The sequence below is a fragment of the Pseudomonas sp. genome, assembly GCF_030696055.1.
GTDB lineage: Bacteria > Pseudomonadota > Gammaproteobacteria > Pseudomonadales > Pseudomonadaceae > Aquipseudomonas.
Genome location: NZ_JAUYNP010000213.1, coordinates 1 through 21,289, shown reverse-complemented (window position 1 = coordinate 21,289; position 21,289 = coordinate 1). Strand labels below are relative to the sequence as shown.

Here is a 21,289-nt window from a genome sequence, read left to right as displayed (position 1 = left end):
GGGCGACGATTTGGTCGGTGGTCAATGCGGCCAGGTCAACGGTCTGCAGGGCCACGATCTGCGCGGTGGTCAGAGCGGCGAGATCGGCGGTTTCCATGGCCGCGACCTGGGCGGTGCTCAGGGCCACGACTTGCGCGGTGGTCAGGGCCGCGGCTTGGGCGGTGGTCAGGGCGACGACTTGCGCGGTGGTCAGCGCCGCCACATCGGCGGTTTCCACGGCCTTGATCTGGGCGGTGGTCAGGGCGGCGACTTGGGCGGTGGTGAGGGCGGCGGTCTGCGCAGTGGTCAGGCCCGGAATAGCGGCGCTGGACAGTGCGGCGACGTCGGCGGTTTGCATGGCCACTAGCTGCGCGGTGGTCAGCGCGGCCAGTTGCGCCGAGGTCAGGGCGCCGGCTTGGGCGGTGGTCAGGGCCACCACCTGGTCGGTGGTCAGGGCTACCAGGTCGGCAGTCTGAATGGCCTTGATCTGGGCCGTAGTCAGCGCGGCGAAGTCGGCGGTCTGCATGGCAGCGAACTGGGCGGTGGTCAGGGCGACGACTTGCGCGGTGGTCAGGGCCGCGGCTTGGGCGGTGGTCAGGGCGACTACTTGGTCAGTGGTCAGCGCGGCTACGTCAGCAGTTTCCAGGGCCTTGATCTGCGCGGTTTTCAGCGCAGCGACCTGAGCTGTGGTGAGGGCGGCGGTCTGCGCGGTGGTTAGGCCCGGAATTGCGGTGGTGGACAGTGCAGCGACATCGGCGGTCTCCATGGCCACCAACTGGGCGGTGGTAAGAACGGCGACTTGGGTAGACTTGATCGCACCGGCCTGAGTGGTGGTCAGGGCGACAACCTGCGCGGTAGTCAGTGCAGGAATCTGTACGGTGGAAAAGGCGGCAATATTAGCGGTTGTGATAACCGCCACTTGAGCGGTGGTCAGTGCGGCGACCTGAGCAGTGCTCAGCGAAGTAATGTCTGCAGTGCTAAGTCCGGCAATGGTGGTGGTGCTTAAGGCTGCAATTTGCGCGGTCGTCAGGTCAGAAATCCAGCTCATTTTGGCATCCTACTTAGAGTCATTGACCGCGCTGTCAGCCATGTGAGCCGCAGCATCAGGGTTGAGCCATTCACGATTTTCGCGAGAGCCCTAGATATTGTGGGTTTACGTCCAGTTATGTAGAAACTTTAAGAAGATTTCTGATGGTACTTTGTCGTTTTGCGTACTTAAAGTTCTTAGCGATAGCATTGAGGGGGAAAGCCCTCTCCCTTCATCTATATAAGAATGGGCGTAGATGGCATTCTGCTACTGCTATTTTTTTCGTCAATGCTTTGCTTGGTCTGTAGCGAGGAGAGTAGACCAATGGGCACTGATGTTTGAGGGGGCTTTGATGCGTGACCTTGCCCTTGACCGCTCCAGACTCTTCACTTAGCGTGCGTTTGATCTGGTTTGACCGTGACTGTTATAGGTGTCCGCTGGCGAATGCCCAAAATCAAGCCTTTGCTCCCGACTCGGTCGGGGCCTGAGCGAGAGGTCAGTAGAGAAAACCTTTCTCCATGTTGGTTATTGCCCCAAGAACAAGCACAGTACGACCCGCGGCTTCGCCTCGGCCGACTGGAACGAGCTGCTCTGCTTCGCAACCTCGCAAAACCCTACGGTGCCCACCATGACAAACTCCGCAAGCGCAACTTCCTCCGCCGCTCCGATGCAGTTGCCAGCGCACGTACCATTAACCACGGAACAGCAAAACCGCGTACTCAACTTCATGACGCGCACCGTCTGGGGGCTGACCGACCCGGCGCGGTTTTACGAAATCATGGACGAGGCCCTGACGCTGGTGGTGCCGGGCTCCTACCTGGGCGACAACCTGTTTACCTGGGGCCGTAACAATTCGCTGTTCGATGACGAGGCCTTCCGCAAGGCGTGGGAAAGCAATGTGCAAAACGACGCCGACCGCGCCATCGCATGGCGCCGTTACATCCTGGCCTGTTCCGCCTACCATTGCGCGCAACTGCCGGGCGACTTCGTCGAATGCGGCGTGTATCGCGGCACCGGCATCAAGACCATAGTCGACTATTTCGGCAAGGAAGGCTTTACCAAGACCTTCTGGGGCTACGACACCTTCGACTACAACCCGGTCGAGAGCCACGCCTTCGTTGGTCAGCAAACCGGCATGTTCGAAGAAATCCAGAAGCGCTTCGAAGGCTATGACCAGGTGCGCCTGGTGCGCGGGCTATTGCCCGACTCGCTGATTGGCAACTCGCCGGAAAAGATCAGCTTCCTGCACATCGACCTCAACAGCGCCAAGTTTGAAATCGCAGTGCTCGAAGCACTGTTCGAGCGGGTGGTGCCGGGCGGCATGATAGTGCTCGACGACTACGAGTGGGGCGGCATCTACCGCGAGCAAAAGATCGCGGAAGACGCATGGTTCGCGCAGTATAACTATCGCGTGTTCCCGCTGCCGACCGGCCAGGGCATGGTACTGAAGCGATAACGGAAGTGCTCCCGGCATGTAAAGCGTCATCGGCATCAAGGCTGCGGAATATCCCGCAGCCTTGTCCATCGCCAAGGAGCTGGCGGCTTGCAAGACGGGCACCTGCGACACTGGCCTGGTGGCCGAGGATAAATTGACCGACCCGGCCTACGTCTCACTGGCCGGCGATGGCCAACGGCAATCTGTATATGGCGCATCGCTGTGGTTTTACCATGAGGGTTCTGACCGGCACCTTGCAGGCCGCCGGTTTTGAAATAGTGGTGCCGATCCAGCGGGCGCACCCGGCCTATGACCTGTGCGTGGTTGCAGCCAAACCGCCGATGACCGAGCAGCAAATTCTGGCGATTGCCGCTGTCCATTTTCCGAGCTGATCCTTGCTGGTCAGTAACAAAAAACCCGATGCTTGGGAATGCATCGGATTTTTATTTCACTCTACCGGCCGTCAAGTGTTTTGCGTCTTAACTGACCGGCATTAGGGCATTGCCTGCCTTTTTCTTTGCTCGTTGTCGACAGGCATTGCACTAGACATGAAAAAGCCGCGCAATGCGCGGCTTTGAAGGTGGTGGGCCCACACGGACTCGAACCGTGGACCAAAGGATTATGAGTCCTCTGCTCTAACCAACTGAGCTATGGGCCCTCAGAAGCCGGCGGATTATACCGGTGCCTTCTCGGCAGTGCCAAGCGAATGGCGTGGTTCGAGGAAGTTTTGTGCGAAGGCGTCGGCTTGGATGGCGCGGCTGACTACGAAACCCTGGATCTGCTCGCACCCTTCGGCGGCGAGGAACAGTTCCTGGGCTTTGGTTTCCACGCCTTCGGCTATCACTGTGAGTTGCATGCTGCGGCCCAGGGCAATGATGGCGCGGGCGATGGCGACGTCGTTGGGGTCATTGGGCAGGCCGCGAACGAAGGATTGGTCGATTTTCAGGGTGTCTACCGGCAGGCGCTTGAGGTAGCTGAGCGAGGAGTAGCCGGTGCCGAAATCATCGATGGCCAACTGCACGCCGAGATTCTTCAGCTGATGGAGCAGTTTTAGGGCGTCTTTGGCCTGGTTCATGATGAAGCTTTCGGTGATCTCCAGCTGCAGCAGGCCGGGTGCCAGGCCGTGTTGTTCTAGCAGGCTGGCGATGCGCGCGAGCAGACTTGGCTGACGCAGCTGGACCCCGGTCAGGTTGACGGAGATCGGCCCGAAGGGGGCGTGCTGACTCTGCCATTGCTGCATTTGCCGGCAGGTCTGCTCCAGCACCCAGTCGCCGAGGCTGATGATCAGGCCGGTTTCTTCGGCCAGCGGAATAAAGCGGTCCGGCGGAATTTCCCCGAATAGTGGGTGGTGCCAGCGCAGCAGGGCTTCCGCACCGACCAGACGCTGGCTGGCCAGGCTGAGTTTGGGTTGGTAATACAGCTGCAGTTCGTTGCGTTCCAGGGCGCGGCGCAGTTCGCGCTCCAGGGCCATGCGCTCGGTGGCCTGGAAGGTCAGGTCACGGGTATAGAGTTCGACCCGGTTGCGCCCGCGCGCCTTGGAGCGGTACATGGCGGCGTCGGCATTTTTCACCAGGGTGGCGACGTCTTCACCGTCTTCCGGGTAGCGGCTGATGCCGATACTGGCGCTGATAAACAGCTCCTGTTCGTCGACTTCGAAGGGTTGGTTGAAGCAGTCGAGCAATTTGTGCGCGACCCGTTCGGCGTCGCTGGCGTGTTGCAGGCCGGGCAGCAGGATGATGAATTCGTCGCCGCCCAGGCGGGCCACTGTGTCGATATCGCGTAAATGCGTCTTGAGGCGTTCGGCGATGCTTTTCAGCAGCTGGTCGCCGACCGGATGACCCAGGCTGTCGTTGATGTGCTTGAAGCGGTCCAGGTCGATAAACAACACGGCGCCTAGGCGTTGGTCGGTTTGTGCATCCTCGAGCGCGGCGCGCAGGCGCGCTTCGAACAGCATGCGGTTGGGCAGGCCGGTCAACGGGTCGTGGTGCGCCTGGTGATCGAGCCTGGCCTGGGCGTGCTTGAGTGAGCTGATGTCGGCGAAGACGCCGACAAAGTGGCTGATGTCGTCGTTCTTATCGCGTACCGCACTGATGGTCAGCCATTCGGGGTAGAGCTCGCCATTCTTGCGCTTGTTCCAGATCTCGCCCTGCCAATGGCCGGACGCCGTGAGGTTATGCCACATGGCGGCGTAGAAGGCGCTGTCGTGGTTGCCCGAGGCGAGCAGGCGCGGCGACTGGCCGAGGGCTTCCGCCTCGCTGTAGCCGGTGATCTGACTGAAGGCACGGTTGACCGCGGTGATGCGCTGTTCCAGGTTGGTGATCATCACGCCTTCGGCCGTGCTTTCGAAGACGGTGGCGGCCTGTTGCAGGCGTTCTTGCATCTGCACCCGTTCAGTAATGTCGCGGGCGATGCTCAGCATGCAGGTTTCGCCTCCAATGGGGATCGGCTGTACCGACAGTTCGCAGGTGCGCAGGGCGCCATGCTTGGTACGGATGCTGGTGCAGAATTCGCGCACGAAGCCCTTCTCGCGTACCTGGGCCACCATCTGTTCGCGCTCTTCGGGGTGGGCCCAGATGCCCAGCTCTAGGGTCGAGTATTCCGCGGCCTCGCTGGCGCTGTAGCCGGTGATGCGGCTGAAACCTTCGTTGACGTCCAGCACTAGACCGTCGCGCAGGCGGGTGATCAGCAGGCCATCGGGGGAGGCGTGGAAGGCCTTGGCGAACTTGGTTTCCGACAGCTGCAGGCGCTGTTGGGTGTCTTTCAGTTCGCTGATGTCGCGTACCACCACCACCAGATTGGCGGCGTTATCGAAGGCGATCTTCTGGGCGGAGATCAGGCCGGTGAACTGGCTGCCGTCGCGCCGGCGGAAGGTGGTTTCGATATTGTGCGCGTTACCTTCGCGCAGCCGTTGCAGGATGCGCGGGCCGAGTCCCGGCTCCGTCCATAAGCCCAGCTCCGTACCGGTGCGGCCGATGGCCTCGGTCGAGGCGAAGCCGAATTGCTGCTCGAAGGTGGCGTTGACGGCGACCAGGCGGCCGTCCTCGATGTGGATCAGGGCGATGATGTCGGGGCAGTTATGGAACACCGAGGCGAACTTCTGCTCGGACAGGGCCAGGGCTTGCTCGGTCTGTTTGGCTTCGGTGATGTCGATCAGCAGGCCGCGCAGGTAAGGCGTCTGCGCATCGGGCATCAGGGTGACTATATCGCGCACCCAGACCACCCGGCCGTCGGCGGCGAGCAGCCGGTAGTCCAGGCTGTGGTCGAGTCCGGCCTGGGTTTGCGCGCGGAAATAGTCGAGGGTCTGGCAGCGATCGTCGGGGTGCAGGGCGCGTTCGAAGAAATCGGGCTGTAGCCAGTTCTGCAGCGGATAACCGAGCAGTTTCTCGGCCTGCGGGGCGACATAGGTGAAGCAGTAGTCGCTTTGGCGTTTTTGCCAGGCGACCGCATTGAGGCTTTCCACCAGGCCGCGGTAATGCTGCTCGCGGTTGCGCAACTCGGTTTCGAGCAGGGCGCGGTTGTGCATCTCGCTGCGCAGGCGGCGGTTGATGCGCAGGATGCTGGCAATGATCAGCAAGGCGATCATTAGGCCGGGCAGGCCGAACAGGATCAGGCTGCGCCAGAAGGGCCGTCGATCGATCAGGTCGCCGACCCAATGCTCCTGCATGGCCGCCATTTGCGCGGGGCTGAGCTCGGCGAAGACCTTGTCGATAATCCCGGCGAGGATCGCCTGGTCCTTGGGCACGGCCATGGCCAGCTGGTAGCGGTAAGGGGTTTCGCCATTGATATACAGCCCCTCGAGCTTGAGTTGGCGCAGGGTCCAGACGCTTGAGGCGAGGTCGCCGACCATGGCGTCGGCTTCGCCGGTGGCCAGGGCCTGCAGCGCGGCGGCGACACTGGGGCGCGGCCAGAGTTGGATGTTCGGGTGCAACTGACGCAGCAGCTCGTGGGGCGCATAGTCCTGCACGACTGCGACTTTGAGCCCATCGAGCTCGCGCATGGTGCGCGGCTGCGGACCTTCGGCATGGGTCAGGATGACGATGGGGAAGTCGAGGTAGGGGCGGGTGAAGGTCAGGTACTGCTGGCGTGCGGGGGTCGCCATCACTCCAGGCAGGAGCTGCACCTGGCCAGCCTTGGCCTGGGCCATGACCGCGCTCCAGCTGCTGGGCGGAGCGGGGCGTAGTTCGATCTTCAGGCGCTTTTCGAGCAGGCGCACGTAGTCGGCGGAGAGGCCTTGGTGGTGGCCCTGCTCGTCGCGGAATTCAAAAGGGGGCCAGGCGCCGTCAATGCCAAGGCGCAGCTCGGGGTTGGCGGCGAGCCAGGCTTGTTCTTCGGGGGTTAGGCTCAGGCTGGCGGCAGGCGTGGCCCAGATGACCAGACACAACAGGAGAGTGGCCGAAACTCGCTGCATGGGCGGGCTCGTTTGGGTGGACGACACCCGGCAGTGTAGACCCGGGAGTGGGGGCTGGATAGCGCGGTTGTAACGCAAAACCCCCGGTTTTGGCCGGGGGTTCTGGTGTTACTCGTCGAGGAAGGAGCGCAGGTGCTCGCTTCTCGTCGGGTGGCGCAGCTTGCGCAGCGCCTTGGCTTCGATCTGACGGATACGCTCGCGGGTGACATCGAACTGTTTACCGACTTCCTCGAGGGTGTGGTCGGTATTCATGTCGATGCCGAAGCGCATGCGCAGTACCTTGGCTTCACGGGCAGTGAGGCCGGAGAGCACTTCGCGGGTGGCTTCCTTGAGGCTTTCCACGGTCGCCACGTCGATCGGCGATTGCATGGTGGAGTCCTCGATGAAGTCGCCCAGGTGCGAATCTTCGTCGTCGCCGATCGGGGTTTCCATGGAGATCGGTTCTTTGGCGATCTTCAACACCTTGCGGATCTTGTCCTCGGGCATTTCCATGCGTTCGCCCAGCTCCTCCGGGGTCGGTTCGCGACCCATCTCCTGCAGCATCTGCCGCGAGATACGGTTGAGCTTGTTGATCGTCTCGATCATGTGCACCGGGATACGGATGGTGCGCGCCTGGTCGGCGATCGAACGGGTGATCGCCTGGCGAATCCACCAGGTGGCGTAGGTCGAGAACTTGTAGCCGCGACGGTATTCGAACTTGTCCACCGCCTTCATCAGGCCGATGTTGCCTTCCTGGATCAGGTCGAGGAACTGCAGGCCGCGGTTGGTGTACTTCTTGGCGATGGAGATCACCAGGCGCAAGTTCGCTTCAACCATCTCTTTCTTCGCACGGCGGGCCTTGGCCTCGCCGATCGACATGCGGCGGTTGATGTCCTTGATTTCGGCCAGGGTCAGCTCGCACTCGGCTTCCAGGGCAGACAGCTTCTGCTGGCAGCGCTGGATGTCGGTCTGCAGTGTGCCGATGGCTTCGGCGTACTTGGCTTTGCCTTTGGCCAGGCCAGCGGACCACTCAACGTCGATTTCATTGCCTGGGAACAGGCGCAGGAAATCGGCGCGCGGCATCCGCGCATCACGTACGCACAGCTGCATGATGGCGCGTTCCTGGGCGCGCAGGCGCTCCAGGGAACTGCGTACACGCACCACGAGGGCGTCGTACTGCTTGGGTACCAGCTTGATCGGCATAAACAGCTCGGCCATTTCTTTCAGCGCGGCAATGCCTTGCTTACTGCTGCGGCCGTGCTTTTTCAGGGCTTTCTTGGCCAGTTCGAGGGCGTCGCCAATCGCGGTGAAGCGGCGCAGGGCCTCTTCAGGGTCCGGACCGCCGTCGCCTTCTTCTTCCTCGTCGTCGCTGGCTTCGGCTTCTTCTTCGTCAGTTTCTTCGGCGGCTTCGCCGTCTTTGACTGGAACAGGCGCGGCCGCCTCAGCCGGCACGATGCCGTCATCCGGGTCGATATAGCCGCTGAGGACTTCAACCAGGCGACCACCATCGGTGGTGACGCGGTTGTATTCGGCCAGAATGCTGTCGACTGTGCCAGGGAAATGGGCAATAGCCCCCATGACTTCGCGGATGCCTTCCTCTATGCGTTTGGCGATTTCGATCTCGCCTTCGCGGGTAAGCAATTCCACCGTGCCCATTTCACGCATATACATGCGTACTGGGTCGGTGGTGCGACCGATATCAGTTTCAACGGCCGCGAGTGCGGCAGCGGCTTCTTCGGCGGCTGCTTCGTCGGTGTCGGCTTCCGCCAACAACAGGGCGTCCGCATCCGGAGCACTCTCGAATACGTTGATCCCCATGTCGTTGATCATGCGGATGATATCTTCCACCTGTTCCGGGTCGGAAATATCCTCCGGCAGGTGGTCATTGACCTCCGCGTAAGTCAGGTAACCCTGCTCACGACCGCGGCTGATCAATTCTTTCAAACGAGACTGCTGTTGCGCTTTTCCGGACATAACACCCTATCCACTGAAGGTCTTGGCGGGCAAAAAACAAGCCGCGGATTATACCTGAGTAACACCCCTAAGCGCCAGTTGGGCTCGGGATTACCGGTAATGCATTACGGCTCAGCAAGCTGCGCAGCTGGTCTTTCTCTTCTGCACTCAACTCGCTTTGACGGGCTTTGCGCAGCAAATGTTCCAGACTGCGCTCACGTTGGCGGGCTATTAATCTAGTTATAGTGTCGAAAAACTGTTGTTCAAGGTTGTCGGCTGAAATCAGCCATTCCTTTTCCGCCAGGGCTCGCAGTAGACGGCCTTGTTCGGTGCCGTGCCAGCGCGCGATCAGCTGCAGGGAACGCAGTTTTGGGCTCTTCTGCAGGGCGCCGAGCAGGGCGACCAGCAGCTGGGCGTAAGTGTCGTCTTCGGCCGCGAAGTGGCTAACGTCTTCGACTTTTTGCGCCAGCTCTGGATGATGCAGCAGGGTGCGCAAGGCGCTCAGGTGCGGCGATTCGACGCTGACGGCGGTGCGTGGCGCGCGTGGGCTGAAGTCGCCCTGGCCCTTCTTGCTCCACTTACCGCCGTCCTTCTTCCAGTTGCTTTTGCCCTTGTTGCGCTCGAATTCTGGCGCCGGGCTGGGGTTTTCGTATTCGTTGCGGCTCGGCTCGACGTCGTAATAGGCACTGTCGGGGATCTCAGCATAGTCCGGATAGCCGCTGGGTGCCGAGCTGGGGCTGGCAGGGTTGCTGCGAGTGGCAGGCGTCATCTGGCTGAGGGCTGCGCCGGACAGGCCGGTGATCTCGCTCAGGCGCTGGCGCATCAGGGTGCGCAGGTTGTTGCCGGGAATCTTGTCGATCAGCGGCGCGGCCAGGGTCATCAGGTGGGCCTTGCCCTCCAGTGAGCGCGGGTCGGCTTCTTCGCTGAGTTGCTGGAAGAAATAGTCGGCCAGCGGTTGCGCGTGCTGGTTGATGCGGGCGCGGAAGGCGTCGGTGCCTTCGCTGCGCACCAATGTGTCCGGGTCTTCGCCGTCGGGCAGAAACAGGAAGCGTGCGCGGCGGCCGTCCTGCAGGCTCGGCAGGGTGGCTTCCAGGGCGCGCCAGGCGGCGTTGCGGCCGGCGGTGTCACCGTCGAAGCAGAACAATACGCTGGGCACTATGCGAAACAGGCGCTTGAGGTGTTCTTCGCTGGTGGCGGTGCCGAGGGTGGCGACGGCGTTGCGCAGGCCCTGCTGGGCCAGGGCGATGACGTCCATATAGCCTTCGACCACCATGATCTCGTCGAGGTCGCGGTTGTGTTTGCGTGCCTCGAACAGACCGTAGAGTTCCTGGCCCTTGTGGAATACCGGGGTTTCCGGGGAGTTCAGGTACTTGGGCTTCTCGTCGCCCAGTACTCGGCCGCCGAAGGCGATCACCCGGCCGCGGCTGTCGCGGATGGGGAACATGATGCGGTCGCGGAAGCGGTCGTAGCGTTTGCCGCTCTCGGCATTTTCCACCAGCAGGCCGGCGTCGATCATCGCCTTCTGTTGCAGGCTGTCGCTGGCCAGGTGCTTGAGTAGATTGTCCCATCCGGGCGGGGCGAAGCCCATGCTGAAATCACGGGCGATTTCCCCGGACAGGCCGCGGCCTTTCAGGTAATCCACCGCGGCTTTGCGCTGTGGGTGGCTTTTCAGCGCCTGTTTGTAAAATTCGGTGGCAGCGGTCAGCAGTGGGTAGAGCGGTGAGTCGGTGGGCTGGCGTGGCTTGCTGTGGCGTCCGCCTTCCTCGCGCGGCACTTCCATGCCGGCGCGCTTGGCCAGGTCCTCGATCGCCTGGGGGAAGTCCAGTTGGTCGTGGTCCATGACAAAGCCCAGGGCGTTGCCGCCGGCGCCACAGCCAAAGCAGTAATAGAACTGTTTGTCCGGGCTGACGCTGAACGAGGGGGTCTTTTCTTTATGGAAGGGGCAGCAGGCGGTGTAGTTCTTGCCGGCTTTTTTCAGCTGGATGCGCGAGGCGACCACGTCGACGATGTCGGTGCGGTTGAGCAGATCATCGATAAACGATTGTGGGATCAGGCCGGCCATAGGCACTCAGGATGCTGTCGTGCAAGGCGACAGAATAGGTACGGGCAGAAACTAAAAGACTCCGATCGTCACCCGTGGGTGGCGCGGAGTCTAAAAGCGAAGCCCGGCCGAAGCCGAGCATTCAGGCGTTGCGCTTGTACGTATTAGTACAGGCGAACGCTGCGACGCTGTTCGCGCTGCACTTTCTTGGCGTGACGCTTAACAGCTGCTGCTGCTTTGCGCTTACGCTCGGAAGTCGGCTTTTCGTAGAATTCACGGCTGCGAACTTCAGCCAGAACACCGGCTTTTTCGCAGGAGCGCTTGAAACGACGCAGAGCTACGTCGAAGGGTTCGTTCTCTTTAACTTTGACGGCTGGCATCCAGGGCGTACCTTCTTTATTACCGGTGGGTAACGTTGCTCCTGGCAAATGGCGCTGGAGAACGTAGGTTTTTAAGGGTTGCGGATGTTACCGCCTGATCGCCAGGAATGCAAAGCCTCTGATCGAAAAGCGCTGGTCGGTTCGCGCCGGGGCCTATTATCATGCGCGCCTTCTGACGTTTAGCCCCTCGATATCAAGGCCTTGCCCATGCTGGTTCTGGGATTGGAAACCTCCTGCGACGAAACCGGTGTCGCGCTCTATGACAGTGAGCGCGGCCTGCTGGCCGACGCGCTGTTCAGCCAGATCGACCTGCACCGTGTGTATGGCGGTGTGGTGCCTGAGCTGGCCTCGCGCGATCACGTCAAACGCATGCTGCCGTTGATCCGCCAGGTGTTGGCCGAGGCTGGGTGCGTCGCCAGCGACATCGATGCGATTGCCTATACCGCGGGTCCCGGCCTGGTCGGTGCCTTGCTGGTGGGCGCCTCCTGCGCCCAGGCGCTGGCCTTTGCCTGGGATATCCCGGCGCTCGGTGTGCACCATATGGAAGGCCACTTGTTGGCGCCCATGCTGGAGGAACAACCACCGGCTTTTCCGTTCGTCGCTTTGTTGGTGTCCGGCGGCCATACCCAGTTGGTTCGCGTCGATGGAATCGGGCGTTACCAATTGCTCGGTGAGTCCCTCGATGATGCCGCCGGCGAGGCGTTCGACAAGACCGCCAAGCTGATGGGCCTGCCTTACCCGGGTGGGCCTGAGATCGCCCGCCTGGCGCAAAGCGGCACGGCAGGGCGCTTCAAGTTCCCGCGGCCGATGACCGACCGGCCGGGCCTTGAGTTCAGTTTCAGCGGTTTGAAAACCTTTACCCTGAATACCTGGCAGCAGTGCCGCGCCGCCGGTGATGAGTCCGAGCAGACGCGCTGCGATATCGCCCTGGCCTTCCAGCAGGCCGTGGTCGAGACGCTGACCATCAAATGCCGCCGCGCCCTCAAGCAGACCGGCCTGAACAGCCTGGTGATCGCCGGTGGCGTCAGCGCCAACCAGGCGCTGCGCCAGTCCCTGGAGCAGATGCTCGGCGAATTGAAAGGCCAGGTGTTCTATGCGCGCCCGGCCTTTTGCACCGATAACGGCGCGATGATCGCCTACGCCGGCTGCCAACGGCTGCTGGCTGGGCAGCATGAGGATTTGAGCATCAAGGTGCAGGCCCGTTGGCCGATGGAGCAATTGCCGGCACTGTAACGGCCCTGCTTGCGCCGGCTGGGTGAGCCAGATTCACGCTGTCGATTTAGAAATGCCGCTCACGGCCGGCCAGCAGATCGCGTAAATTGCGCCGGTGGCGCCAGACGATCAGGCCGCAGAGTGCGCTCACCGGCAGCAGTGCCGCCGGCTGTTGCCAGGCCAGCAGGGGCAGGGTCAGGGGCGTGGCGATCAGCGCCGCCAGCGAGCTGACGCGGGTCAGCACGAAGGTCAGCAGCCAGGCGGCAATGGCCAGCAGGGCCGCTGGCGGGTACAGCCCCAGCAGCATGCCGGCGGCAGTGGCGACGCCCTTGCCGCCGCGGAAACGAAAATACACCGGGTAGAGGTGGCCGATGATGGCCGCCAGGCCTATCCAGGCTTGCTGTTGCAGGCTAAAGCCGAGCAGGTCGGCGATCAGCACGGGCAATAAGCCTTTGAGCAGATCGCCGAGCAGGGTGAGGATGGCCAGGCGTTTGCCGGCCACCCGCAGCATATTGGTGGCGCCGGGATTGCCCGAGCCACTGGCGCGCGGGTCCGGTCCGCCGGCCAGACGGCTGAGCAGTATGGCGAAGGACAGCGAGCCGAGCAGGTAGGCGAGGATCGTCAACAGCCAAAACATGGTATCCATTCCGGGGCGAGGGAGTCCCGATTCTAACTAGGTGCGCCAGTATTGTCGTGCCGCGGAGAGCGTGCTTGGACACAGTTTTTATCGAAGGCCTGGAAGTCGACACGGTAATCGGCGCCTATGACTGGGAACGCAGCATTCGTCAGTGTTTGCGCCTGGATCTATACCTGGGCTGGGACAATCGCCCGGCGGCGGCTGGCGATGACCTGAGCAAGGCGCTGGATTACGCCAGTGTGTCCCTGCGTATCCAGAGCTTCGCCAGCGAGTCGCAGTTCCTCCTGGTGGAAACCTTTGCCGAGCGTCTGGTTGAGTTGTTGATGAGCGAGTTCCAGATTCCCTGGGTGCGCCTGAAGCTGACCAAGCCGGGTGCTGTGCCGGCCGCCAGCGGCGGGGTGGGTGTGGAGATCGAGCGCGGATGTCGCTAACTCCCGTTCTGCTGGGCCTGGGCAGCAATATCGAGCGCGAAGCTCATCTGCGTGCGGGGCTTGAGGCACTGTCCGGCTGGCTGAGCGAGATGCGCTGCTCGCCGGTATTCGAAAGCCAGGCGGTGGGCATCAAGAGCGGGCCCTTCTTCAACTTGGTGGTGGCGGGCTACAGCGAGCTACCGTTGGGTGAGCTGGATCGTCGGTTGAAATTTATCGAGGCGGACAACGGCCGCTATGCGCCGGAGCGCAAGGGCCTGCCGCTGGATATCGACGTGCTGCTGTATGGCGATCTGGTCGGTAACTTCGATGGCCTGATCCTGCCGCGCGCGGAAATCCTCAAGAACGCCTTCGTGCTCTGGCCGCTGGCGCAGTTGGTGCCCGATAGGCTGCATCCGGGCGAGCGGCGTAGTTTTGCCGAGCTGTGGCAGGCGGCGCAGATCCAGCAGCAGCTGTGGCCGGTGGCGTTCCAGTGGCGAGGTAGCGAGTTGACGCCTGCCGAGCTGATCCAGGCCTTCCCGGCGCAGGCGTAGGGCGGACATGCCGCTGCGCGGCTTGTCCGCCGGTTAGTTCGCGGGTGGTGGACAAGGCTGCGCCATGTTCACCCTAGGTCCCCATCGTCTTCTTGTAGGCCTTAAGCGCGTTTAAGCGCGCAAGCCTTAGCGCTTCGCCCAGCTGTGGACCTGTAAAACCTTGCTCCAGCAGCGGTTGCACCGCCACTGCGCGGGCCGCCTGCATGGCGCCACGCAGGTAATCGGCTTGCGGATAGTCGCGCTGCTCCAGACCGAGGCGGCCGCGGGCGTCCATCTCGCAGGCGGCGATAAACTCTTCGAAGCGCTGCGGGCGGCGGAATACATCGAAGCCCTGCAGCAGCTCCAGCAGGGTCGAGGCCTTCAGCTCCAGGGCGCGATGACCGTGGGTATGCATTGCGCCAACCTGCAGGGCCAGTTCCTGGCAGTCTTTGGGGGCCTTGCAGCGTTGATTGATCGCCTCGATCAAGTGCAGGCCGAGCTGTTCGTGACCGCTATGCCGCGGCCACTCGGCTGGCGGCGTCAGGCCCTTGCCGACATCGTGCAGCAGGCAGGCCCAGCGCACCGTCAGCGGCTGCTGGTGCTCGGCGCATTGGCGCAACACGCTGAGCACGTGCACGCCGGTGTCGATTTCCGGGTGATGGGCCGGCGGCTGCGGCACGCCGAACAGCGCGTCGACCTCCGGCAGCAGGGCCTTGAGCGCGCCACACTCGCGTAGTACCTGGATAAACACCTCCGGGCGCGGCTCCATCAGGGCGCGGGAGATTTCCTTCCAGCTGCGCTCGGGCGTCAGCGCGCTCAGTTCGCCGGACTCGCTCAGCTGGCGCATCAGCGCCAGAGTTTCCGCGGCGACTCTAAAGCCCAGGGGTGCATAACGGGCGGCAAAGCGGGCGACGCGCAGCACCCGCAGTGGGTCTTCGGCGAATGCCGGGGAGACATGCCGCAGCAGCTTGGCTGCGAGGTCGCGCTGGCCGCCATAGGGGTCGAACAACTGGCCCTGCTCATCTTCGGCCATGGCGTTGACCGTGAGGTCGCGGCGGATCAGGTCCTCTTCCAGGGTCACATCCGGGCTGGCGAAGAAGGTGAAGCCGCCATAGCCGCGCCCGCTCTTGCGCTCGGTGCGGGCCAGGGCGTATTCCTCGCTGGTCTGCGGGTGCAAGAACACCGGGAAGTCGGCGCCCACCGGGCGATACCCCAGGGCCAGCATCTGCTCGGCACTTGCGCCGACCACCAGCCAGTCGATCTCGCTGATCGCGCGGCCCAACAGGCGGTCTCGCACCGCGCCGCCCACTTTATAAATCTGCATGCCTGCTCCTCCGTAGCCCTACAGCATAACGGCTGGGTGCCGTGAGCGGCCATGGCGAGTGCGTTAACGGGTGGCAGCGGGGATTTGCTGCAGTAGGGCCTGGGTGGCTCGTTCGAGCAGTTCGGCGCTGTCCCGTTCTGGGCTGAGGCCGGTGCTGGCCAGGCCCTCCCAGAGCACCTGTTGCTCGGGCGTGGTGAGGCGCAACCGCAGGGTGCCGGTGCTATCGCGCAGGCGGTGGATGGCCTGGTAGGGGCCGAGCGGCGAGGGTGGTGCGGCATCGACCTTGAATTCCAGGGGCTGGTCCTGCACGGCCAGCCAGTAATACACCTGGATCTCCGCCTGCGGACCGGCCTGGTAGCCGCGCTGGCTCAGGCCCTGGCGCAGCAGCTGCTTGAGTTGTTGGTAGCGTTTGGCAAAGGGCAGGTCGCCGTTGACCGCCTGCTCGGCGGCCATCAGCTGGAAACTGCCGCGCCCTGTTAGTTCGGCATGCGCCGGACTGAGCACCTGGACGCGGGGTAATTGGCTGCTGCAGGTGGCCAGTGCGAGGCAGAGCAGCAGAACGATAAATAGGCGCATCGCAGCATTCTCCGGGAGTCTGCTGCGCATGCTGGTGAGCCTGAACATGGGGCGCAACCGATCAAATGGGTGGAATGATCAGATCGAGTCGTGGGTACTCGCTGTCATGTTCCTGCTCATTCTTCGGTGGCACGTGCTGGGTGCTGATCAGCTGATCGCCCTGCAGGGTTTGCAGGTGGATATCGAACCCCCAGAGGCGATGCAGGTGCTTGAGCACTTCGTCGGTGGAGTTGCCCAGGGGTTTGCGGTCGTGTTGCTGGTGGCGCAGGGTCAGCGAGCGATCGCCACGGCGATCGATACTCCAGATCTGTACGTTTGGCTCGCGGTTGCCCAGGTTGTATTGCGCCGCCAGGGTTTCGCGGATGCTCTGGTAGCCCGGCTCGTCGTGAATGGCCGGCACCAGCAGTTCGTCCTTCTGGTCGTCATCGAGGATGCTGAACAGCTTGAGGTCGCGGATCACCTTGGGTGACAGGTACTGCAGGATAAAACTCTCGTCCTTGAAGCTGTTCATGGCGAACTTGAGCGTCGTCAGCCAGTCGCTGCCGGCAATCTCGGGGAACCAGCGGCGGTCTTCCTCGGTGGGCTCCTCGCAGATGCGGCGGATATCGCGGTACATGGCAAAACCCAGGGTGTAGGGGTTGATGCCGCTGTAGTAGGGGCTGTCGAACGGCGGTTGGTAGATCACGCTGGTGTGCGACTGGAGGAACTCGATCATAAAACCGTCGGTGACCAGGCCCTCGTCGTACAGGTCGTTCATCAGGGTGTAATGCCAGAAGCAGGCCCAGCCCTCGTTCATCACCTGGGTCTGGCGCTGCGGGTAGAAGTACTGGGCGATCTTGCGCACGATGCGGATCACCTCGCGCTGCCAGGGCTCCAGCAGAGGCGCGTGTTTTTCCAGGAAGTACAGGATGTTTTCCTGGGGCTCGGCGGGGAAGCGCTTGTTGTCCTTGTCGCCACCCTTGCGGGCGCTTTTCGGAATGGTGCGCCAGAGGTCGTTGATCTGCTTTTGCAGGTGCTCTTCACGATCCTTCATGCGCCGCCGCTCCTCTTCGGCGGAGATCGGGTAGGGCCGCTTGTAGCGGTCCACGCCATAGTTCATCAGCGCATGACAGGAGTCCAGCAGGTCCTCCACCGCGTCGATGCCGTGGCGTTCCTCGCATTGCATGATGTACTGCTTGGCAAACACCAGGTAATCGATGATCGAGCTGGCATCGGTCCAGGTGCGGAACAGGTAGTTGCCCTTGAAGAAACTGTTGTGGCCGTAGCAGGCGTGGGCGATCACCAGCGCCTGCATGCACATGGTGTTCTCTTCCATCAGGTAGGCGATGCAGGGGTCTGAGTTGATCACTATCTCGTAGGCCAGGCCCATCTGGCCGCGCCTGTAGCCTTTCTCGGTGCTGAGGAAGTGCTTGCCATAGGACCAGTGGTGATAGCCCAGGGGCATGCCGACCGAGGCGTAGGCGTCCATCATCTGTTCGGCGGTGATCACCTCGATCTGAATGGGATAGGTGTCCAGCGCATAGCGCTCGGCGATCCGGCCGATTTCGCGGTCGTAGGCCTGGATCAGCTCGAAGGTCCACTCCGAGCCGGTGGAAATCGGCTGGCGTTTCTTCTCGCGGGCCTTGCTGTCATAAGCCGTCATGTTGCGAGCCTCCGCTGGAACAGTTCGCGGAATACTGGGTAGATATCACCTGCAGAAACAAGCTGCTGCTGGGCGAAGGTATCGGTGAACGCCTCGCAGACCTGCTCGTACTCGAACCACAGCGCCTGGTGCTCGCGCGGGGTGATCTCGACGTAGGTGAAGTACTGCACGAACGGCATGATCTGTTTGATCAATATATCCCTGCAGATCGGCGAGTCATCATTCCAGTTGTCGCCATCCGACGCCTGGGCGGCGTAGATATTCCACTCGTTGATCGGGTAGCGCGCGGCCATGACCTCCTGCATCAGCTTGAGCGCGCTGGAGACTATGGTGCCGCCGGTTTCCCGGGAGTCGAAAATCTCCTCCTCGTCGACTTCTTTCGCGCTCGTATGGTGGCGGATAAACACCACCTCGATCTTCTCGTAGTTCCGCTTGAGGAACAGGTACAGCAGGATAAAGAAACGCTTGGCGATGTCCTTGGTCGACTGGGTCATGGAGCCGGACACGTCCATCAGGCAGAACATCACGGCTTTCGAGCTGGGGTTGGGCTGCTTGACCAGCAGGTTGTACTTGAGGTCGAAGGTGTCGAGGAAGGGCACGCGCTTGATCCGCGCGCGCAGTTTGCTGATCTCCTCTTCGGCTTGCTGGATGTCGCCGAAGTTGTCCGGTTCTTCCAGGCGCAGGCGCTCCAGTTCAGCCAGCGCCAGCTTCAATTTGGCCCGGCTACTGCCGGACAGGGCGATGCGCCGCGCATGGGCCGAGCGCAGGGTGCGCACTATGTTGATGCGCGAGGGGTTGCCTTCATTGCTGATGCCGGCGCGCACATGCTTGAAGGTGTCGCTGCCGGTCAGGTGGCGTTTCACCAGGTTGGGCAGTTCCAGGTCCTCGAACATAAAGTCGAGGAATTCTTCCTGGGTGATCTGAAAGACGAACTCGTCCATGCCTTCGCCGGTATTGCTGGCCTTGCCCGTGCCCTGGCCGCTGCCTCCACTTGGGGGGCGGGCGATGCGCTCGCCGGCGGTGAATTCCTTGTTGCCTGGATGCACTGTGGTCTGTCTGCCACCGCGGCCATGGTGCAACAGGGGCTCGTCGATATCGCGGCCGGGAATGCTGATCTGTTCGCCATGCTCCATATCGGTGATGGAGCGCCGGCTGACCGCTTCCTCGACGGCCTTCTTGATATGGTCACGGTAGCGCCGCAAGAAACGCTGACGGTTGACTGTGCTCTTGTTCTTGCCATTCAGGCGTCGATCGATCACATGGCTCATCACTGCCCTCCGTGCGCTGCAGACATCAGGCGCAAGCTGCAGCAGAGCCGTATTTGGCGTGCTCTGCCGGGCTTGGCGGCCTGTCGCATCAGGCCGCTTTATTGCGATTTACGAACCCGCAGATACCACTCGGAGAGCAGGCGCACCTGCTTGTCGGTGTAGCCGCGTTCGACCATGCGAGTGACAAAGTCGTTGTGCTTCTGCTGATCCTCCTTGCTCGCCTTGGCGTTGAAGCTGATGACCGGCAGCAGGTCTTCGGTGTTGGAGAACATCTTCTTCTCGATCACCACGCGCAGCTTCTCGTAGCTGAGCCAGGTCGGGTTCTTGCCATTGTTGTTGGCCCGGGCCCGCAGTACGAAGTTGACGATCTCGTTGCGGAAATCCTTCGGATTGCTGATGCCGGCCGGTTTCTCGATTTTTTCCAGCTCTTCGTTGAGCGCCACGCGGTTGAGAATTTCGCCGGTTTCCGGATCGCGGTATTCCTGATCCTGGATCCAGAAGTCGGCATACAGCACGTATCGGTCGAAGATGGACTGCCCGTACTCGCTGTAGGACTCCAGGTAGGCGGTCAGGATCTCCTTGCCGATAAACTCGATATAGCGCGGCGCCAGGTATTCCTTGATAAAGCGCAGGTAGCGCTCGCGAACCTCGGCGGGGAACTGTTCCTGCTCGATCTGCTGCTCCAGCACATAGAGCAGGTGCACCGGGTTGGCGGCGATCTCGTGGGGGTCGAAGTTGAACACCTTGGACAGGATCTTGAAGGCGAAGCGGGTCGACAGGCCGTTCATGCCCTCGTCGACGCCGGCGGTGTCGCGGTATTCCTGGATCGACTTGGCCTTGGGATCGGTGTCCTTGAGGTTCTCGCCGTCGTAGACACGCATCTTCGAGTAGACGTTGGAGTTTTCCGGTTCCTTCAGGCGGCTCAATACCGAGAACTGCGCGAGCATCTTCAGGGTATCCGGCGCGCAGTGCGCTTTGGCCAGGGAGCTGTTGGCCAGCAGCTTGTCGTAGATCTTGATCTCGTCGGTGACGCGCAGGCAATAAGGCACCTTGACGATATAGATACGGTCGATAAAGGCTTCGTTGTTCTTGTTGTTACGGAAGCTGTGCCATTCGGATTCGTTGGAGTGGGCCAGCAAGATGCCGCTGAACGGCAGGCCGCCGAGGCCTTCGGTGCTGTTGTAGTTGCCCTCCTGAGTGGCGGTCAACAGCGGGTGCAGCACCTTGATCGGCGCCTTGAACATCTCGACGAACTCCATCAGGCCCTGGTTGGCTCGGCATAGCGCGCCGGAGTAGCTGTAGGCATCGGCGTCGTTCTGCGGGAACTCCTCCAGCTTGCGGATATCCACCTTGCCCACCAGCGATGAAATGTCCTGGTTGTTCTCATCGCCCGGTTCGGTCTTGGCGATGGCGATCTGGTTGAGGATCGAAGGGTAGAGCTTGACCACACGGAACTGGCTGATGTCGCCACCGAACTCCTGCAGGCGTTTGGTCGCCCAGGGTGATATGGCGGTGCTCAGGTAGCGCCGTGGAATGCCGTACTCCTCTTCGAGAATGGCCCCATCTTCGCTGTCGCTGAACAGGCCCAGCGGCGATTCGAACACGGGCGAACCCTTGATCGCATAGAAGGGCACCTTCTCCATCAGCTGCTTGAGTTTTTCTGCCAGTGACGACTTGCCGCCCCCCACCGGGCCGAGCAGATAGAGAATCTGTTTCTTCTCTTCCAGGCCCTGGGAGGCGTGGCGGAAGTAGGACACGATCTGATCGATGCACTCTTCCATGCCATGGAAGTCGGCGAAGGCCGGATAGCGGCGGATCACCTTGTTGGAGAAGATTCGCGACAGCCGCGAATTGTGCGAGGTGTCGAGCAATTCCGGCTCACCTATGGCCAACAGCAGGCGTTCGGCTGCCGAGGCGTAGGCGCTGCGATCCTGTTTGCACAGTTCGAGGTACTCCTGGAGGGACAATTCCTCCTGCCGAGTCGCTTCGAAACGTTGTTGGAAGTGGCTGAAAATGCTCATGACTTCACCTCGCTCGATGCTTGGAGCCGGTGCCGGTGCCGGATCGGTCGTGCGGGGCTGGTGGTCGGCTGACGCGTCAGCCGATAAAAGTCCCCCAGAACAGCTAAAAGTCGTACCGATGGCCCGGGCGCCGGTTGGCCGGCTCTACCTTATTTTGGATGGCCTGAGCTAAAGGATAGTTCGGAATCGGCGAGGTCAAGGGATGCGGAACGATAACAGGATATTACCGTTAGTCGGGATCAGCCGGCAGGCCAGTGCCGGTGCGGGGTCTGGCCTGCGGAAAAATTATTCTTCGGGATTGTCTTCAGGGGATTGCGCAGTGTCGGCGGGGAAGGTGGCGCGCCACAGCTCGAAACCGCCGTCGAGGCTGTACACCTCGGAGAAACCCTGACCGGCCAGGTAGGCTGCGGCGCCCTGGCTGGAGTTGCCGTGGTAGCAGGAGACGATCAATGGCGCGTCGAGGTCGG

17 protein-coding genes and 1 tRNA gene are annotated in these 21,289 nt (G+C 61.8%); 5 read left to right on the top strand and 13 right to left on the bottom strand.

The features are described 5' to 3' along the window. Positions 1-1,027: hypothetical protein (locus Q8Q83_RS12225; RefSeq protein ID WP_305624079.1), on the bottom strand; the 1,027-nt coding region annotated here is incomplete at its 3' end. Positions 1,028-1,733: 706 nt separating this feature from the next. Here Q8Q83_RS12225 and Q8Q83_RS12220 point away from each other — a divergent pair. Together Q8Q83_RS12220 and Q8Q83_RS12215 are read left to right on the top strand one after the other, a co-directional pair. Then, positions 1,734-2,462, top strand: a complete 729-nt coding sequence (locus tag Q8Q83_RS12220) for a TylF/MycF/NovP-related O-methyltransferase (protein WP_305624077.1) — start codon at positions 1,734-1,736, stop codon at positions 2,460-2,462. A 212-nt stretch (positions 2,463-2,674) separates the two neighbouring features. Next, positions 2,675-2,833 carry a hypothetical protein gene (locus tag Q8Q83_RS12215; protein WP_305624075.1) on the top strand — a complete coding sequence of 53 codons (159 nt, stop codon included), beginning with the start codon at positions 2,675-2,677 and terminating at the stop codon, positions 2,831-2,833. 189 nt (positions 2,834-3,022) lie between these two features. On the opposite strand, the gene Q8Q83_RS12210 is transcribed toward Q8Q83_RS12215, so the two are convergent. The 5 genes from Q8Q83_RS12210 to rpsU form a co-directional block, all read right to left on the bottom strand. Next, positions 3,023-3,099 (bottom strand) — tRNA-Ile (locus tag Q8Q83_RS12210). A gap of 15 nt (positions 3,100-3,114) precedes the next feature. Beyond that, on the bottom strand, positions 3,115-6,849 hold the full coding sequence (locus Q8Q83_RS12205; RefSeq protein WP_305624073.1) for an EAL domain-containing protein: 3,735 nt from the start codon (positions 6,847-6,849) through the stop codon (positions 3,115-3,117). Positions 6,850-6,957: 108 nt separating this feature from the next. Next, positions 6,958-8,802: an RNA polymerase sigma factor RpoD gene (gene rpoD, locus Q8Q83_RS12200; protein ID WP_305624071.1), complete on the bottom strand. Its 1,845-nt coding sequence runs from the start codon at positions 8,800-8,802 to the stop codon at positions 6,958-6,960. 67 nt (positions 8,803-8,869) lie between these two features. Continuing rightward, positions 8,870-10,843, bottom strand: a complete 1,974-nt coding sequence (gene dnaG / locus Q8Q83_RS12195; RefSeq protein WP_305624070.1) for a DNA primase — start codon at positions 10,841-10,843, stop codon at positions 8,870-8,872. A gap of 143 nt (positions 10,844-10,986) precedes the next feature. Then, a complete protein-coding gene (gene rpsU / locus Q8Q83_RS12190) occupies positions 10,987-11,202 on the bottom strand; it encodes a 30S ribosomal protein S21 (protein WP_003296736.1) in 216 nt (71 codons plus the stop codon). A 207-nt stretch (positions 11,203-11,409) separates the two neighbouring features. On the opposite strand from rpsU, the gene tsaD reads away from it, so the two are divergent. Continuing rightward, complete coding sequence (gene tsaD / locus Q8Q83_RS12185) at positions 11,410-12,435, top strand: tRNA (adenosine(37)-N6)-threonylcarbamoyltransferase complex transferase subunit TsaD (protein ID WP_305624068.1); 1,026 nt, start codon at positions 11,410-11,412, stop codon at positions 12,433-12,435. A gap of 46 nt (positions 12,436-12,481) precedes the next feature. On the opposite strand, the gene plsY is transcribed toward tsaD, so the two are convergent. Then, entirely contained in the window at positions 12,482-13,051 is a 570-nt protein-coding gene (gene plsY / locus Q8Q83_RS12180) for a glycerol-3-phosphate 1-O-acyltransferase PlsY (RefSeq protein WP_305624066.1), read from the bottom strand. A gap of 74 nt (positions 13,052-13,125) precedes the next feature. Between plsY and folB the strand changes: the two genes are divergently transcribed. Next, entirely contained in the window at positions 13,126-13,482 is a 357-nt protein-coding gene (gene folB, locus Q8Q83_RS12175; protein WP_305624064.1) for a dihydroneopterin aldolase, read from the top strand. Next, on the top strand, positions 13,473-14,012 hold the full coding sequence (folK, locus tag Q8Q83_RS12170; protein ID WP_305624062.1) for a 2-amino-4-hydroxy-6-hydroxymethyldihydropteridine diphosphokinase: 540 nt from the start codon (positions 13,473-13,475) through the stop codon (positions 14,010-14,012). The genes folB and folK overlap by 10 nt, the downstream gene beginning before the upstream one ends. 73 nt (positions 14,013-14,085) lie before the next feature. Here folK and Q8Q83_RS12165 read toward each other — a convergent pair whose 3' ends face one another. The 6 genes from Q8Q83_RS12165 to Q8Q83_RS12140 all read right to left on the bottom strand — a co-directional run. Next, the gene (locus Q8Q83_RS12165; protein WP_305624060.1) at positions 14,086-15,315 is read right to left on the bottom strand and encodes a multifunctional CCA addition/repair protein; all 1,230 of its coding nucleotides are present in this window, start codon (positions 15,313-15,315) and stop codon (positions 14,086-14,088) included. A gap of 63 nt (positions 15,316-15,378) precedes the next feature. Then, complete coding sequence (locus Q8Q83_RS12160) at positions 15,379-15,891, bottom strand: DUF4136 domain-containing protein (protein WP_305624081.1); 513 nt, start codon at positions 15,889-15,891, stop codon at positions 15,379-15,381. A 61-nt stretch (positions 15,892-15,952) separates the two neighbouring features. Then, positions 15,953-17,533 carry a SpoVR family protein gene (locus Q8Q83_RS12155; protein WP_305624059.1) on the bottom strand — a complete coding sequence of 527 codons (1,581 nt, stop codon included), beginning with the start codon at positions 17,531-17,533 and terminating at the stop codon, positions 15,953-15,955. Further along, positions 17,530-18,801: a YeaH/YhbH family protein gene (locus Q8Q83_RS12150; RefSeq protein WP_305624057.1), complete on the bottom strand. Its 1,272-nt coding sequence runs from the start codon at positions 18,799-18,801 to the stop codon at positions 17,530-17,532. Before Q8Q83_RS12150 ends, Q8Q83_RS12155 begins: the two co-directional genes overlap by 4 nt. 98 nt (positions 18,802-18,899) lie before the next feature. Beyond that, positions 18,900-20,822, bottom strand: coding sequence for a PrkA family serine protein kinase (locus tag Q8Q83_RS12145; RefSeq protein ID WP_305624055.1), 1,923 nt, complete (start codon positions 20,820-20,822; stop codon positions 18,900-18,902). Positions 20,823-21,107: 285 nt separating this feature from the next. Then, a partial coding sequence (locus tag Q8Q83_RS12140) for a rhodanese-like domain-containing protein (RefSeq protein WP_305624053.1) occupies positions 21,108-21,289 on the bottom strand: 182 nt, incomplete at its 5' end.